Source organism: Comamonas sp. UBA7840 (genome assembly GCF_002501455.1).
In the GTDB taxonomy this organism is placed as follows: Bacteria; Pseudomonadota; Gammaproteobacteria; order Burkholderiales; family Burkholderiaceae_C; genus Comamonas; species Comamonas jiangduensis.
In genome coordinates, this window is sequence record NZ_DLTI01000026.1 from 22,162 (window position 1) to 38,083 (window position 15,922).

Here is a 15,922-nt window from a genome sequence, read left to right on the forward strand (position 1 = left end):
CAGTTGTCACCAGACAGAGGCTTGGCCTAAGCTGGGGGTATGAATATCGCATTTGCAGTGAAGAAGTGTGTGCAGCAGCCAGTCGGCGCAGGGCTTGGGGCTGCGTTGGTGCTGCTGGCCTGCAGTGCCAGCGCCAAAGACACCAGCTGGCCGACGGTGGAGCAAGAGCGGTTAATCGCCACGGAATGTGTCACTTTGCTGGAACATGCCAGAACGCGGCATGCCCTGCAGATGGTGAAGGTGCTGGTGCAGTCGCAGGGCATGCAGCTGGTGTTGCAGGCGTGCCCCTATGTACGCACCCATCCCGGTACGCTGCAGCAGGTGCTGGATGTGCGTGTGAGGGTGGTAGACAGCGAAACAGCCGCCCATTTTGTGCGTGGCCCCTTGGCCGACGGCGAAGAGGTGGATATGGGCGATGTGCACCTGGGTTTACCCGAGGAGGTGGCGGCCCAAGAGCCCGATGTGGCCCCCGATGTGCAATTCAACCGGGGCTGGCTGGCAGCAGTGATGCAAGGGCGTGGCTGGCAGGCAGTGCCTGGGCACTGGTGGGCGTTTGTGCCTGCGCCCTCCAGAAAATAAGGTGGGTGGCGCAAGCGAGGGGTGATTTACCTGATTCTTTGCTAGTGTCTTTGTAGCGCGCAGAGGTGCTCATTTTTTGGGCAGATACAATAGCCGACTTTCTTTCCCGCCACCTTTTGCTCCCCTGATTTTGCCCTCCATGACTGCGCTACGCATTGGTCAGCATACGCTGACGAATAACCTGTTTGTTGCCCCCATGGCGGGGGTGACGGACCGGCCGTTTCGCCAGCTGTGCAAGGCACTGGGGGCAGGTTATGCGGTCAGCGAGATGGTGACATCGCGCAAAGACTTGTGGAACAGCCTCAAGACCAGCCGCCGCGCCAACCATGCCGGGGAGCCCGGGCCGATCTCGGTGCAGATCGCCGGTACCGACGCCGACATGATGGCCGAGGCAGCGGTCTACAACATCGAGCGCGGCGCGCAAATCATTGACATCAACATGGGCTGCCCGGCCAAAAAGGTGTGCAACAAGTGGGCCGGTTCCGCATTGATGCAAAACGAGCCTTTGGCCGTGGAAATTGCCCAGGCCGTGGTGGAGGCCGCGCGCCCGTTCAACGTGCCGGTCACCCTGAAGATGCGCACGGGCTGGAGTGATGACCACAAAAACGCTGTGGTGCTGGCCCGGCAGTTTGAAGGCGTAGGCATTCAAATGCTGACCGTGCATGGCCGCACCCGCGCGCAGGGCTACAAAGGCTTTGCCGAGTACGACACCATTGCCGCCGTCAAGCAGGCCGTGCGCGTGCCGGTGGTGGCCAATGGCGACATCACCAGCCCGGAAAAAGCCCGTGATGTGCTGGCCTATACCGGCGCCGATGCGGTGATGGTCGGCCGCGCTGCGCAGGGCCGCCCCTGGATTTTTCGCGAGATTGGTCACTTTCTGGCCACGGGCGAGCACTTGCCGCCCCCGCTGGTGAGTGAGCTGCGCAGCCTGCTGCTGGAGCACTTGCAAGACCACTACAGCCTGTATGGCGAGCTGACTGGCGTGCGCAGTGCGCGCAAGCACATTGCATGGTATTTGCGTGCTTTGCCGGGTGGGGAAGACTTTCGACAACGTATCAACACCATCGACGACTGCCAGGTGCAGTGGCAGGCCGTGGCTGACTATTTGGAGCAGCTGTGCCAGCAGATGGAGCGCTTGCCACAGCCTTCTGTGGCAGCCACCGAGCAAGAAATTGAGGAATTGGCTGCATGAGCACCCAAGCAAATGACAACCTGAGTGTTGAGGAATGCGTGCGCGCAAATCTGGAGATGTATTTCCGCGATTTGGGCGGCGAGACACCCAGCAATATGTACGACATGTTGCTGCGTCTGGTGGAAAAGCCGCTGCTCGACGTGGTGATGCAGCAGTCAGACAATAACCAGTCGCGCGCTGCGCAATGGCTGGGGCTGAACCGCAACACGCTGCGTAAAAAGCTCTTAGAGCATGGCATGCTCTAAAAAGCACCAGATACACCTTATTTAATAGCTGTCAGCGCTTGCTGCATAAGCGCTGAGCAAAGATTTCATCATTATTGAGTTGCACCATGAAAGCACTGCTCTCCGTCTCGGACAAGACCGGCATCGTTGAATTTGCGCAAGCCCTGCACGCCATGGGCGTGCAGCTGCTGTCGACTGGCGGCACGGCCAAGTTGCTGGCCGACCAGGGCCTGCCCGTGACCGAAGTTGCCGAAGTCACCCAGTTCCCTGAAATGCTGGACGGACGCGTCAAGACCTTGCACCCCAAGGTGCACGGTGGCCTGCTGGCCCGCCGCGATTTCCCTGAGCACATGGCGGCGCTGAAGGAACACGGCATCGAGACCATCGACCTGCTGGTGGTTAACCTCTACCCCTTCGAAGCCACCGTGGCCAAGGCCGGTTGCACACTGGCAGACGCGATCGAGAACATCGACATTGGTGGCCCCGCCATGGTGCGCTCTGCCGCCAAGAACTGGAAAGACGTGGGTGTGATCACCGCTGCGGACCAGTACGCCGCTGTTTTGGCGGAGTTGAAGGCCAACGGCAAGCTGTCCAACAAGCTGCGCTTTGAGCTGTCGGTTGCTGCGTTCAACCGCATCAGCCAGTACGACGGCGCAATCAGCAACTACCTGTCTTCGGTGACTTTTGAAGAAGACAAGCTGTCTGAAGAGTACGTGCCCGCCCGCGCTGAATTCCCCGGCCAGTTCAACGAGCAGTACGTGAAGGTGCAGGACCTGCGCTACGGTGAAAACAGCCACCAGCAAGCCGCCTGGTACCGTGATCTGGCACCTGCTGCAGGTTCGCTGGCCACCGGCGTGCAACTGCAAGGCAAGGAACTGAGCTACAACAACATTGCCGACGCCGATGCCGCGTGGGAATGCGTCAAGAGCTTTGAAGTGCCCGCTTGCGTGATCATCAAGCACGCCAACCCCTGCGGCGTAGCTGTGGGTGCGACACCTTTTGAAGCCTATTCCAAGGCCTTCCAGACCGACCCCACCAGCGCCTTTGGCGGCATCATCGCCTTCAACCGCCCCGTGGACAAGGCCGCGGCCGAAGCCGTGTCCAAGCAGTTCGTCGAAGTGCTGATGGCCCCGGACTTCACCGCCGAAGCGCTGGAGATCTTCAAGGCCAAGGTCAACGTGCGCTTGATGAAGATTGCGCTGCCTGCCAACTATGGCGACGTGCGCAACGCGCTGGAAACCAAGCGTGTGGGCTCGGGCTTGCTGCTGCAATCGGCCGACAACCACGAGTTGAAGCTGCAAGAGCTGAAGGTGGTAACTATCAAGCAACCTACCCAAGAAGAGCTGCAAGACCTGTTGTTCGCCTGGAAGGTGGCCAAGTTCGTCAAGTCCAACGCCATCGTCTTCTGCAAGAACGGCATGACCATGGGCGTGGGCGCGGGCCAGATGTCGCGCCTGGATTCGGCGCGCATCGCCTCCATCAAGGCCGAAGCGGCCAAGCTGAGCCTGCAGAACACCGTGGTGGCGTCGGATGCCTTCTTCCCCTTCCGCGACGGTCTGGACGTGGTGGTCGATGCAGGTGCGACCTGCGTGGCACAGCCTGGCGGCTCCATGCGCGACCAGGAAGTGATCGATGCGGCCAATGAGCGTGGCGTGGCGATGGTCTTCACCGGCGTGCGCCACTTCCGCCACTAATTTGGCGGACAGTGCATTTCACGCTTGATGCTTCGTTGCAATCCCTCGCCGTAGCGCTGCTACTGTCTTCGGGATTGACGCCTTGCCTCAACCGCCCATCTGCGATGGGCTGCGCGAGCTGCACTGTCTGATAAGTCCTTTGCTGCCCAGTGGTTGGTGAAGGCATCGCACACTCGGCATGTGGTTTCGGCCCCGTGCCGTTTTGTTTTGGGTGAAAGGATTTTTTCATGCGGGATTACGACGACGAGCCCATGCAACGCCCCAAGTGGCTGGGCTGGCTCATCATCATCGGCATGGTGGCAGTGGTGTTGGGTTTGCTGAACTTGGGCGTGCGCCTGTACATTGGCACGCCTGCAGATCAAAGCACCGCCCAGCGTATGCAGGAGATGGTGCAGCAACGCCCTGCGCTGGCCCAAGGCCAGGCCTATATGGATGGCAGCGATTGCATGCGTTGCCACGGCATTGACCGCAAGTTTGTTGGCCCCAGCTTTTTGCAGGTGGCGGATAAATACCGGGGACAAAACGATGCCACAGCCTATATTGCGCGCAAGATTCGTGAAGGCAGTGTGGGCGTGTGGGGCAACACCATCATGCCGCGCCACCCCCAAGTGACGCAGGAGCAAGCCGAAGGTATGGCGGACTGGATTTTGGCTATCCCGCCCAAAACCGGGGAATAGAGCTGTCCCACCCGGCTGGCCGCGCTCAGACAAGGCCCGAAGTTTCCTCTGGTGCTTCGGGCTTTTTTGCGTCTAAATCTGGATGTTTGCAATAAGGCTGTGCAAAAGTCTGTATGTGTGCATGATTTTTGCCAGGAGCGCGGTGCTACCGGGCTTGGCATCGATGTGCAGCAAGGCGCACACAAAACAAGCGTGCAAGAGGGTGTAAGTGCATGCTTTGTGTCGAGAGCTTGGGTAATCCCTAGGATCGTGCTTTTGAAACGATATGGCTGCCAGCGTCAAGCACGGGGAGTGCAACGCAGTGGCCACACAAAGGTTTGGCATGCAGTGGTTACGAACCAAAAGCGTCGCGCAGGCATTGGCGGATGCCGATGAGCCCGGGCGCCAGCTCAAGCGCACCTTGGGCACTTTCGACTTGATCATCATGGGCCTGGCAGTGGCTGTGGGGGCAGGTATTTTTTCGGTGGGCGCACGCGCTGCAGGCACATTTGCGGGTCCCGCCGTGATCTTCTCGTTTGTGATTGCGGCGTTCACGTGTGCGCTGGCCATCATGTGCTATGCCGAGTTTGCCTCCAAAGTGCCGGTTACTGGCAGCGCCTACACCTATACCTACCTGACGCTGGGTGAGGGGCTGGCGTGGATCATTGGCTGGAATTTGCTGCTGGAGATGATTTCCGCCGCCGCCGTGATTGCCAAGTACTGGGGCATTTACCTGAGCACGGTGTTTGCGACGGCGGGCCTAGATATTCCTTCCACCGTACAGCTGGGCGGGCTGACCATGTACTGGGGGCCGTTTTTGGTGGTGGCGGTGTTTACCGTGCTGCTGATGGTGGGCACGCAAGTGTCAGCCCAGGTGAACAATGTGTTTACGCTCATCAAAATTGCCATCACGTTGTTTGTGATTGTGGTGGGCTTCACCTACATGAACACGGACAACTTCTCGCCCTTCATTCCGCCGTCTCAGCCGCCAGTGGTGGGCCATGGCGTGAGTGGCGATGTCTGGGGGCAGCCCATGCTGGCGTGGCTGTTTGGTGCAGCGCCCAGCCAGTACGGTTGGCTGGGTGTGATCTCCGGCGCATCGCTGGTGTTCTTTGCCTTTTTGGGCTTTGACATCGTGGCCACTTCGGCCGAAGAAGTAAAAGACCCGCAGCGCACCTTGCCGCGTGGCATTTTGGGCGGCCTGGCTTTGGTGACGGTGCTCTACATTTTGGTCACGCTGGCGTTGACCGGCATGGTGCCCTATACCGAGTTGGCCAAGGCCGAGAACCCCTCGCTGGCCACCGCATTCGTGGCGGTGGGGGCTGACTGGGCTGCGCAAATCATTGCGATGGGTGTGCTGGTGGGGATGACGACAGTGGTCATGGTGCTGCTGATGGGCAGCTCTCGCGTGCTGCTGGCGCTGTGCCGCGATGGCCTGCTGCCACGCAGCTGGGGCGTGACATCGGCCACGCGCAAAACCCCCATGCGCTTGCAAATTGCGGTGGGCGTGGTGGTGGCGGTTTTGGCAGGCTTTACCAAGGTGGAGCTGCTCGAAGAGATGATCAACATCGGCACCTTGTCGGCCTTTGTGCTAGTCAGCCTGGGCGTGCTGGTGCTGCGCAAAAAGAATCCCGGCGCGGGCGGCTACCGCGTGCCGTTGGGGGGCGTGCTGCCGGTGCTGTCTGCCGTGCTGTGCGTGTATTTGATGCTGAACCTGACCACCTTGACCTGGGTGCGCTTTGTGGGCTGGATGGCACTGGGGGTGGTGATTTATGTCTGCTACGGCATGCGCCACTCGCGTTTGGCGCAGCCGCAGCAAGATCGCCGCCAGGCTCAATAAAAAATGAGCTGCTTGCGCAAATAAATAATAGGTTTCAGTATAAAAAGTATCTGAATCGATTGATATTGAAGCGCTAGCAGCTATTAATTTTTAAACCCGGTGCAGGTCAATCGCACCGGGTTTTTTCATGGGTGTTTGTTTTACAGTGGTGGCCAAGGAGTGTTTGCATGATTCCCACTGCTGCTGGGCCTGACGGCCAGCCCCGTTGCCAATGGTGCTTGGCCACCGACCGCTATATCCACTACCACGACCATGAATGGGGCTTTCCGGTGGCGGACGACCGGCGGCTGTTTGAAAAGATCAGCCTGGAGGCTTTCCAGTCCGGCCTGAGCTGGTACACCATCTTGGTCAAACGCGAACACTTTCGCGCGGCGTTTGCGCAGTTCGACTTTCACCAAGTGGCACAGTTTGGTGCAGCCGATGTGCAGCGCTTGCTGCAAGACGCGGGCATTGTGCGCCACCGCGGCAAGATTGAAGCCGTGATCCACAACGCCGCCCGCGCGGTGGAGATGGTGGCGCAAGAAGGCTCGCTGGCTGCTTTCTTTTGGCGCTACATGCCCACCACGCCCAGCGACGGCACGGTGCTGCAGGCGCACACCGCGCAGTCCCAGGCTTTGGCCAAAGCGCTCAAACAGCGGGGGTGGAAGTTTGTCGGCCCCACCACGGCTTATGCCTTCATGCAATCGATGGGCATGGTGAACGACCATGCCCCCGAGTGCGTCACGCGGGTGGCGGTGGAGGCGATGCAACAAGATTTTCAACTTCCGCGGTAAGTCGCGGCCATAACAAAGCCCCGCAGCTTTGCAGCGTGCGGGGCTGGGTCAAAAGCGTTGAAAAACAGCTTACAGCGTCTTAAACACCTCACGCGCCGCGTCTACCGTGCGCGCAATGTCTTCCTCGGTGTGGGCGCTGCTCACAAAGCCGGCCTCGTACAGCGCCGGGGCGAAGTAGTGACCGCGCTCCAGCATGCCGTGGTAGAACTTGTTGAACAGCGCACCGTCGGTCTTCATCACCGCGTGGTAGGTGCTAGGCAGCTCCGGCAGCAGGTAAAAACCGAACAGGCCGCCTTGCCAGTCGATGCTAAAGGGAACGCCTGCCGCATCGGCTTCGGCTTTGAGCCCCTGCATCAGGTGGCCGGTCTTGAGGTGCAGGTCCGCGTGGAAGCCCGGCTGGCTGATCAGCTCCAGCGTCTTGAGGCCGCAGGCCGTGGCAATCGGGTTACCCGACAGCGTGCCGGCTTGGTAGACCGGGCCCAGGGGCGAGAGTTTTTCCATGATGGCGCGGCGGCCGCCAAACGCGGCCATGGGCATGCCACCGCCAATGACCTTGCCCAGCACAGTCAGGTCTGGCACAAAGCCCTCGATCTGCTGGGCGTAAATGCTTTGTGCGCAGCCCAGGGCGACGCGAAAGCCCGTCATCACCTCGTCGTAGATCATCAGCGCGCCGTGCTCTTGCGTCAGCTCACGGATGCGGCGGGTGAATTCTACGGAAGCGCGCACAAAGTTCATGTTGCCGGCGATCGGCTCCAGGATCACGCAGGCCACTTCGCTGCCGATCTTGGCGAAGGCTTCTTCCAGCTGGGCGACATCGTTGTACTCCAGCACGATGGTGTCTTTGACCACATCGGCAGGTACGCCTGCCGAGGAAGATGAGCCAAAGGTGGCCAGCCCCGAGCCTGCTTTGACCAGCAGCGAGTCGGCATGGCCGTGGTAGCAGCCGTTGAACTTGATGATCTTGTTGCGGCCCGTGTAGCCGCGCGCCAGGCGCAGTGCGCTCATGCCCGCTTCGGTGCCAGAGGAAACCATGCGCACCATTTCCATCGACGGCACGAGCTCACGGATTTTTTCGGCCAGTACGACTTCGCGCTCGGTGGGCGCGCCAAAGCTAAAGCCTTCAAGCACGGCGGCTTGCACGGCTTGCAGCACCTCGGGGTGGCCGTGGCCCAGAATCATCGGCCCCCAGGAGCCGATGTAGTCCACAAATTGCTGATCGTTCGCATCCCAGAAATAAGGGCCTTGGGCGCGCTTGACGAAACGGGGCGTGCCGCCCACAGCGTTGAAAGCACGCACGGGCGAGTTCACGCCGCCAGGAATCACGCCTTTGGCGCGCTCGAACAATGGTTGATTCAGGTCAGTGTTTTGTGTCATGAGAAGGCATCACAAAGCCCTCAAGGGGCGGTGGGTTCCCCTCGGCGGAGGGGAGTTCAGGCAGTGTTTGCGCGGTATCTTCGCCGCTTTCCGCAGCGTCAGCACCTTCTTCGGGCTGCGCCCAGAACATACGGTCGGGTATGAGTTGACCCATGCCCGGTCTGAAACCACTGCCCAGGCTGCGGTCCAGATACTCCAGCGCCTCTTGGGCTGCCGCACCCAAATCGTTGCCCGCAGCGAGCAACGCCGTCAGCGCCGCAGAGAGGGTGTCGCCCGCACCGAGAAAGCTGCCATCGAACAGCTCGAACTTGCTGCTGCCTATGACGGTTTCTGTCGAAGCCAGTACGTTGTCGATGTGTTGCTCGGGCAAAGGGATGCCGGTGACCAGCACAAAGGGCACATCCAGGGCCTCGGCAGCCTTGGCGATGTCCCGGGCGCTGGGCGGGCGGCTTTGCGACCAGTCTGGCAGCAGCCAGCGGCTGAGCGTTCCGTGGTTGCCAACCAACACCGAGGTTTGAGGCATGACAAGAGCCTGGAAGGCATCCAGGTACTCTTCCAGCCCATCGCCTTGCCACCAGGACAAGTCGGGCATGTAACTGACGATAGGAATATCGGGGTAGTCACTGGACAGCTCGGCAATCGCCGCCAGGTTGGCGGGGCTGCCAGCAAAGCCGACCTTGATGGCGCGCACGGGGATGTCTTCCAGTACGGTGCGGGCTTGGTCGGTGATCAATTCGTCGTCGAGGGCCGTGTGCGAAAACACATGGCTGGTGTCGCGCACCACGACGCCCGTGACCACCGTCACAGGGTGGCCACCGACGGAAGCGATGGTGGTGATGTCCGCAGCCAAGCCGCCTGCGCCACTGGGGTCACAAGCGTTGAAACACATCACGCACATCGGCTGTGCGAGCACGGTTTCGGTGTTGTCGGGGGGGATTTTTGCAGTTGGAACTGCTGGGGGCTGAAATGCCATGCGTTGTCCCAATGACCGCCTCTCTGTCAAGAGGGGGTGGTAGGTGCCTAGATACAATCATTGCATTCTATTGGAAGCGACTTTAAGCTGTGACTGACCCTAAAACTTGGATGTGTTTGATTTGTGGCTGGATGTACGACGAAGCGGTGGGCGACCCCGAACACGGCATTCCAGCAGGGACCCGCTGGGAAGATGTGCCGCAAGACTGGACATGCCCGGAATGTGCGGTCGGCAAAGCAGACTTTGAAATGGTCGAAATTTAAGAGGGAGACAGGTGCTCAACAGCCCTGTCGGGGGATTTTTCACAACCCAAGGGGCGGTTCAAATTGAGTACAGCCGGAGCATCTTTCAAAGTGTTGGTGGTGGATGACAGCAACACCATTCGACGTAGTGCTGAAATTTTTCTGAAGCAAGGCGGCCATGAAGTGCTGCTGGCCGAAGATGGCTTTGATGCCTTGGCGAAAGTGAATGACTTTCAGCCGCAGCTCATCTTCTGCGACATTCTGATGCCGAAGCTGGATGGCTATCAGACTTGCGCCATCATCAAACGCAACGCACATTTTTCTGATACCCCCATTGTCATGCTCTCGTCCAAAGACGGTGTCTTTGACAAAGCGCGAGGACGCATGGTGGGCTGCCAAGATTACCTGACCAAGCCATTTACCAAAGACCAATTGCTGCAGGCTGTCCAGCAGTTTGGCAAGGTGACGTCTGCAGCGATTTGATTTAAAGACCAAGAGAGGAGAGGGGCATGACCATTCAAAAAGTACTGGTGGTGGATGACTCAAAAACGGAGTTGATGTTTTTGACGGATTTGCTGCAAAAACAGGGCTATCAAGTGCGCACGGCGGAGAATGCCCAAGAAGCATTGGCTCGACTGGGCGAAGAAAAGCCAGATCTCATCTTGATGGATGTGGTGATGCCTGGGCAAAACGGCTTTCAGCTCACACGTGCGATTGCCCGCGACCCGAAATATGCAGGGCTGCCCATCATCATGTGCACCAGCAAGAACCAAGAAACGGACCGTGTGTGGGGGCTGCGCCAAGGCGCCAGCGACTACATCACCAAACCGGTCAACCCCACCGAATTGCAATCCAAGATCGCGGCGCTGCAAAGCGCCTGAGTTGAACTGCTATGGCAAATCGACAAGCGCTGCGTGAACTGCAGACTCGCTTGGCCGACCGCCTGCAGGCGGCGCGCACCAATACCTCTCAAGGTGCGAGCTGGCTGGCAGTGCAGGTGGCTGGGCATAACTACTTACTGCCGCTGGAGCAAGCGGGTGAAATCTTCTCTTGGCCTGATGTGCTGCGCGTGCCCTATACCAATACATGGTTTTGGGGCGTTGCCAATTTGCGGGGCAGTTTGGTCGGTGTGGTGGATCTGGGTACGTACTTGGGCCATCCCATCGAACGCACCGAGCAGTCTTTGCAGGAAGTGAGCTTGCTCGTGGTCAATCCGGCACTCCAGGTGAATGTGGCCTTGGTGGTGGACAGGTTGTTGGGTTTGCGTGGCGCCGATGACTTTATCTCTACAGCCATTGAGCCAGCGCAGGATGCGCCCCAAGCCTCGGCGGGTATCGTCGCAGCCAGTTATACCGATAGTGCAGGTGGGAGTTGGCAAGTTTTGCAGTTGCACCAATTGGTGCAATCTCCAGACTTCCTCAGTATTCGCATCTGATCGTTTTGATTCTTCGAGGTTGAGCATGTCTTTAGTCCAGCAGATCAGCAGCATTTTTCGTCGTAAAAACAGCGATAAAGATGAGGGAGTGGAGGTGGTAGGCGCAGACGATGCCACCCAGCAAACGCTGACGGCCGATACGCTGCAAAGCGTGCAAGATACCGGTTTGATGGATGACTTGCTGGTAGAGCAAGGTACCATCGATGTGCCGCTGATGGGCCCCGCGCCTGCAGCCACCCACCAGCGTCGTTTGTTGACCATGCTGGCTTTGGGGGTCGTGCTGTTGGCGTTGGTGGCGGGCTGGGTGCTCCAGCAAGCGGACCGTTCAGCCAAACAGTTGGCGGCGACAGGCCAATCACTGATGCAGTCGCAGCGCTTGGCCAAGTCGGTGACGCAGGCCCTGCTGGGTAAGGACCAGGCGTTTACAGAACTCAAAGACAGCGCGACGGTGCTTGGGCGCAATGTCCGCGCCTTGACCCAAGGGGATGCTGAGCTGGGGGTGCAAAGCGTGGATGCTGCTTTGGAGCAGGATTTGGGCTCGGTAAGCACCTTGGCGCAGCGGGCTGAAAAGAATGCCCAGGCAGTTTTGGCACAAAAAGCAGTGCTAACCCAGGCTGGTGATGCACTGCGTGCTATCAATCGTCAGTCATCTAGCTTGCTGGAGCTGGCTGAAGCGGTGGCCAACAGCAAGCTGCAATCTGCGGCTTCGGCCCCTGAAATTGCGGCCTCTAGCCAGCTTTTGATGCTGACACAGCGTATTGGCAAATCAGCCAATGAGTTTCAAACCATTGACGGTGTCAGCCCGGAAGCCGTGTTCTTGCTGGGGCGTGACTTGAACTCTTTCAAAGAGCTGGCCGATGGCCTGCTCAAAGGGAGTGCAGACCTGCGCTTGCCTGCCGCGCGTGACCCTCAGGTGCGCGATCAACTGCTGGCCATGCTGGAAGAGTATGAGCAAACCCGCACGCAAGCTGCATCGATTTTGAGCAACCTGCAAGGGCTGGTTGCGGCGCGTGAAGCGCAGAACTCCATCATTGCCGACAGCGAGCCCTTGCGCACCCAGCTGGAAAACTTGCAGCAAAAGCTGTCGGAGCAGGCTGGTATGTCGGCAGGCCAGATGGCGATTTTGGTGATTCTAGGTCTGTTCGTCGTGGCTTGCGGTGTCGGTATTTCACGCGTGCAGTTGCTTGATAGCCGCCAGCGCCAAGCGCTGGCGGAGCAGCAGCAACGCGATGCGCGTCACCAAGAGCAAGAAGCCAAGCGTGTCAATGATGCGAACCAGGCGGCGATTTTGCGATTGATGAACGAGTTGCAAAACGTGGCGGAAGGGGACTTGACCCAGGAAGCCACGGTGACGGAAGACATCACGGGGGCGATTGCTGACTCGGTGAACTACACGGTGGAAGAGCTGCGTTTGCTGGTGGGCAGTGTGCAGAACACGGCGCAGCGTGTGGCGCAGACGACCGCGCAGGTGGACAGCACTTCGTCCGAGTTGCTCGCGACTTCGGCGGAACAATTGCGCGAAATTCGTGAAACGGGTCAGTCAATTCTGGAGATGGCCGCGCGCATCAATACGGTGTCCAGCCAGGCCCAGGAATCGGCAGCGGTGGCCCGCCAATCGCTGCAGGCGGCTGAACAAGGTCAGCATGCCGTGCAAAACACGATTGGTGGTATGAATGCCATTCGTGACCAGATTCAGGAGACTTCCAAGCGCATCAAACGCCTGGGCGAGTCCTCGCAAGAAATTGGCGAAATTACCGAACTGATTTCCGACATTACCGAGCAAACCAACGTCTTGGCGCTCAACGCCGCCATCCAAGCGGCCTCGGCCGGTGAAGCCGGGCGTGGCTTCTCGGTGGTGGCAGAAGAAGTGCAGCGTTTGGCGGAACGTTCCGCCGATGCAACGCGCCAGATCTCTGCCTTGGTGAAAACCATTCAGACCGACACCCAAGATGCGGTCGCGGCGATGGAGCGTTCCACCCAGGGCGTGGTGGAAGGGGCGCGCCTGTCGGACTCAGCGGGTACTGCTTTGACTGAAATTGATAGCGTCTCGCGCAGGCTGGCTGAGCTGATTGAGCAGATTTCACACACCGCCCAGAGTGAAGCAACATTGGCCAATGATGTGGCTGGCAATATTCAGCACATTTTTGCAGTGACGGAGCAAACGGGCGATAGCACGCGCACTACGGCAGAGCAGGTGCGTGACTTGGCGCATATGGCGGAAGAGCTGCGTCAATCGGTTTCCCGATTCAAGATTGGTTGAGTTTCTGACTTTCGATTGCACCAAGGATTTCGGCTGAAACATGCCAAGGATGGACGATGTCACCCACTGAAGTCACTGCTCCAACGGGACATGTCTCCCATGGGGAACAAGATTTAGGCCCATTGGCATGGGTGCTGGAGGAGTTGCGCAAATCATTGGACGCAGCCGTGAAAGCCACCCGCCGGTTTGTGCGCGAAGCGCAAGAGGCGAGTCATTCCGATCTGGGGGCATTGGACAGCAGCCCTTTGCGCACGGCCAAACAACAGCTGCACCAGTCCAGTGGTGCGCTGGAAATGGTGGGCATGCCGCAACCCGCACTGCTGCTGCGCGCCATGGAAACGGCTTTGCAGCACTATGTGCAAAATCCTGCCGACTGCACAGAAGCGGTGGCGCAGACGCTGGAGACAGCCAGTTTTGCTTTGCTGGAGTTTCTGGATGCCATCTTGGCAGGCAAGCAAATTTCCTCGGTGGCTTTGTTTCCGCAGTACCGCGACGTGCAGGCCCTGTATGGCAATCAGGGCAAGGTACATCCTGCGGATTTGTGGCCGATTGAGCGCAGACTCCGAGATCCGCAGTTGCCTCACTCGGTAGCCCCTCTGGACTATGGCCCAGAGCAGCGCAAAGTGTTAGATGCTGCGGTGCTGCAGATCGTCAAAGGGCAAGAGGTTGCTGCTGCCAGCGCGCGCATGCGTGACGTGTGTATCGGCTTTGCCCAAGCGCAGGCAGAGTCCGCCATGCGCATTTTCTGGAAGGTTGCCGCAGCCCATTTTGATGCGATGGCCCATGGGTTGCTCAAGGCGGACATCTACACCAAGCGCGTTGCCTCCCGTGTGCTGATGGTGTCGGTGGCTTTGGCCAAGGGCGATCCTGTGGCGCCAGAACGCTTGCTGCAAGACATGCTGTTTTTCTGTGCGCAAGCCGCGTCGAGCCCCGAGGCTGCACACGCTGCGTCTGTATGGCGTGCGGTGTACGACACATTTGGCCTGCAGCGCCATCATGCGGTCAACTATGAACAGCCGCGCTTTGGGCGTTTTGATCCTGCGTTGCTGGCACAAGCCCGCAAACGCATCGCCTCAGCCACTGAGTTGTGGTCTGCTTTGGCGGGGGGGGATGTACAAAAAATCAAACCCGCCGTGGATCAATTCAGCCTGGTGGCGGATTCACTGAGCAAGTTGCACCCCGACAGCCAGAATCTGGCCAAGGCATTGATGCAGGTGATGCATGCGGTGGCCACACGCGGGCAGCCTCCTTCGGCAGAAGTGGCCATGGAAGTTGCGACGTCGGTGTTGTACTTGCAGGCTGCGTTTGCTTCTTTGGATTTGGCCGATGAAGCCATGGCCTCCCACGGTGCCACGCTGGCGCAACGCTTGACCGCGGTGCTGGCAGGCGAGACGACCCAGCCTTTAGAGCCTTGGATGGAGCAGCTGTACCGCCAGGTGAGCGACCAGCAAACCATGGGCAGTGTCGTTGGGGAACTTCGAGGCACGCTGGCTGAGGCTGAAAAACTGTTGGATCAGTATTTCCGCAACCCCGGTGACCGCTCGATGCTGGGGGCTGTGAGTGTGCATTTGGCGCAAATGAGGGGTGTGCTCTCGGTGCTGGGGCTTGATCAAGCATCGCTGGCCATGGTGCGTATGCGCCAGAACGTAGAGCGTTTGCAGCAAGAGGCGGTGCCCGAGGACGAACAGCGTGTGCTGTTTGAAAAAATGGGCAATAGCCTGGGCGCGTTGGGTTTTTTGATCGACATGCTCAGCTACCAGCGCAATATGGCGCGCAAGCTGTATGAGTTTGACGAAGAGGCTGGAGAGCTCAAGCTGCTGATGGGGCGCGTGCGCGTGCGTGCCAGCGACAGCGTGGAGCAAAAGCCGGTACAAGACGTGGTGCAAGCACGCGTGGAGCAAATTGCGCAACCCGTGATTTTGCAAAGACCGCAAGCACCCGCAACGCCTGCGCCGTTATCTGTGCCAGTGCCCTCAGAGACGATGGCCGAGCCGCAGCCTGCGCCCCAACTTGAGGAGCGCGAGCTACCGGTAGCGCCTGCACCTGCGGCGTCACCGTGGCCTGTTGCGTCTCAGGAGGCGCCGCTGCAGGTCGCTCCCGAAGATACGGACAGCGAACTGCTGCAAATCTTCCTGGAAGAAGCGCGGGAAGTGATCAGCAACGGCCGGGCCGCTTTGCAGGCCTTGGCGCAAGAGCCCGCCAATCTTGCCGAGCAAACAGTGTTGCGCAGAGCATTTCACACGCTCAAAGGCAGCTCCCGCATGGTGGGGTTGGAGGAGTTTGGCCAAGCGGGCTGGGCGATGGAGCAAATGCTCAACGCATGGCTGGCGGAGCAAAAAGCCATGCCCGCTGCCATGCAGACCCTGTCACTCGATGCCTTGAATGGTTTTGAAGCATGGGTGGATGCGATTGAAGCCGGTGCGGCACACCAGTGGCAATCCGCGCCTTTTCGTGCCAGTGCCGATGCCATGCGCCTGGATGAGCGCTGGATTGCGCTGGATATGTCGGCGGTGCAAGGCTTGGCTGCTTCGGCCATTGCTGAGCCTGTGGCGGTATTGGATGATGCACAGCAATCTGCTGCAGAGACGTTGACATTGGTGCCGCCGCTTGCTGATGATGCCCCGATGCCCCAGGAGGTGGCGCAGCCAGTGCAGCATCCTGCCGAAGCCGAAGCCGAAGC

15 protein-coding genes are annotated in these 15,922 nt (G+C 59.3%); 13 read left to right on the forward strand and 2 right to left on the reverse strand.

All coding sequences use genetic code 11. The annotated features are described in order from the left end of the window. Window positions 1-39: 39 nt before the first annotated feature. The 7 genes from B3R00_RS09475 (at window position 40) to B3R00_RS09505 (ending at window position 6,958) form a co-directional block, all read left to right on the forward strand. Window positions 40-579 (forward strand): M15 family metallopeptidase, encoded by a 540-nt coding sequence (locus B3R00_RS09475; protein WP_286998804.1) that lies wholly within the window; start codon window positions 40-42, stop codon window positions 577-579. A 139-nt stretch (window positions 580-718) separates the two neighbouring features. Further along, the gene (gene dusB, locus B3R00_RS09480; protein ID WP_286998805.1) at window positions 719-1,771 is read left to right on the forward strand and encodes a tRNA dihydrouridine synthase DusB; all 1,053 of its coding nucleotides are present in this window, start codon (window positions 719-721) and stop codon (window positions 1,769-1,771) included. Continuing rightward, the gene (locus B3R00_RS09485; protein WP_219162727.1) at window positions 1,768-2,016 is read left to right on the forward strand and encodes a helix-turn-helix domain-containing protein; all 249 of its coding nucleotides are present in this window, start codon (window positions 1,768-1,770) and stop codon (window positions 2,014-2,016) included. Before dusB ends, B3R00_RS09485 begins: the two co-directional genes overlap by 4 nt. An 86-nt stretch (window positions 2,017-2,102) precedes the next feature. After that, a complete protein-coding gene (purH, locus tag B3R00_RS09490) occupies window positions 2,103-3,689 on the forward strand; it encodes a bifunctional phosphoribosylaminoimidazolecarboxamide formyltransferase/IMP cyclohydrolase (protein ID WP_286998806.1) in 1,587 nt (528 codons plus the stop codon). Between the two features lie 227 nt (window positions 3,690-3,916). After that, on the forward strand, window positions 3,917-4,366 hold the full coding sequence (locus B3R00_RS09495; RefSeq protein ID WP_174862487.1) for a c-type cytochrome: 450 nt from the start codon (window positions 3,917-3,919) through the stop codon (window positions 4,364-4,366). Window positions 4,367-4,688: 322 nt separating this feature from the next. Continuing rightward, the gene (locus B3R00_RS09500) at window positions 4,689-6,185 is read left to right on the forward strand and encodes an APC family permease (protein WP_286998807.1); all 1,497 of its coding nucleotides are present in this window, start codon (window positions 4,689-4,691) and stop codon (window positions 6,183-6,185) included. Window positions 6,186-6,352: 167 nt separating this feature from the next. Then, entirely contained in the window at window positions 6,353-6,958 is a 606-nt protein-coding gene (locus tag B3R00_RS09505; protein WP_286998808.1) for a DNA-3-methyladenine glycosylase I, read from the forward strand. 69 nt (window positions 6,959-7,027) lie between these two features. Here B3R00_RS09505 and hemL read toward each other — a convergent pair whose 3' ends face one another. After that, window positions 7,028-8,332, reverse strand: coding sequence for a glutamate-1-semialdehyde 2,1-aminomutase (gene hemL / locus B3R00_RS09510; RefSeq protein WP_286998809.1), 1,305 nt, complete (start codon window positions 8,330-8,332; stop codon window positions 7,028-7,030). Then, window positions 8,316-9,305: a bifunctional hydroxymethylpyrimidine kinase/phosphomethylpyrimidine kinase gene (gene thiD, locus B3R00_RS09515; protein ID WP_376747606.1), complete on the reverse strand. Its 990-nt coding sequence runs from the start codon at window positions 9,303-9,305 to the stop codon at window positions 8,316-8,318. The genes hemL and thiD overlap by 17 nt, the downstream gene beginning before the upstream one ends. A 110-nt stretch (window positions 9,306-9,415) precedes the next feature. On the opposite strand from thiD, the gene B3R00_RS09520 reads away from it, so the two are divergent. From B3R00_RS09520 to B3R00_RS09545, 6 genes are all read left to right on the forward strand, one after another. After that, window positions 9,416-9,568 (forward strand): rubredoxin, encoded by a 153-nt coding sequence (locus B3R00_RS09520; protein ID WP_370892118.1) that lies wholly within the window; start codon window positions 9,416-9,418, stop codon window positions 9,566-9,568. 63 nt (window positions 9,569-9,631) lie between these two features. Beyond that, window positions 9,632-10,030: a response regulator gene (locus B3R00_RS09525; protein ID WP_286998810.1), complete on the forward strand. Its 399-nt coding sequence runs from the start codon at window positions 9,632-9,634 to the stop codon at window positions 10,028-10,030. A 26-nt stretch (window positions 10,031-10,056) separates the two neighbouring features. Beyond that, on the forward strand, window positions 10,057-10,428 hold the full coding sequence (locus tag B3R00_RS09530; RefSeq protein WP_286998811.1) for a response regulator: 372 nt from the start codon (window positions 10,057-10,059) through the stop codon (window positions 10,426-10,428). Window positions 10,429-10,439: 11 nt separating this feature from the next. Then, on the forward strand, window positions 10,440-10,982 hold the full coding sequence (locus B3R00_RS09535) for a chemotaxis protein CheW (protein ID WP_286998812.1): 543 nt from the start codon (window positions 10,440-10,442) through the stop codon (window positions 10,980-10,982). A 25-nt stretch (window positions 10,983-11,007) separates the two neighbouring features. Then, window positions 11,008-13,242, forward strand: coding sequence for a methyl-accepting chemotaxis protein (locus B3R00_RS09540; protein WP_286998813.1), 2,235 nt, complete (start codon window positions 11,008-11,010; stop codon window positions 13,240-13,242). Between the two features lie 56 nt (window positions 13,243-13,298). Further along, window positions 13,299-15,922 (forward strand): Hpt domain-containing protein (locus B3R00_RS09545; protein ID WP_286998814.1); only part of this gene is annotated, 2,624 nt, incomplete at its 3' end.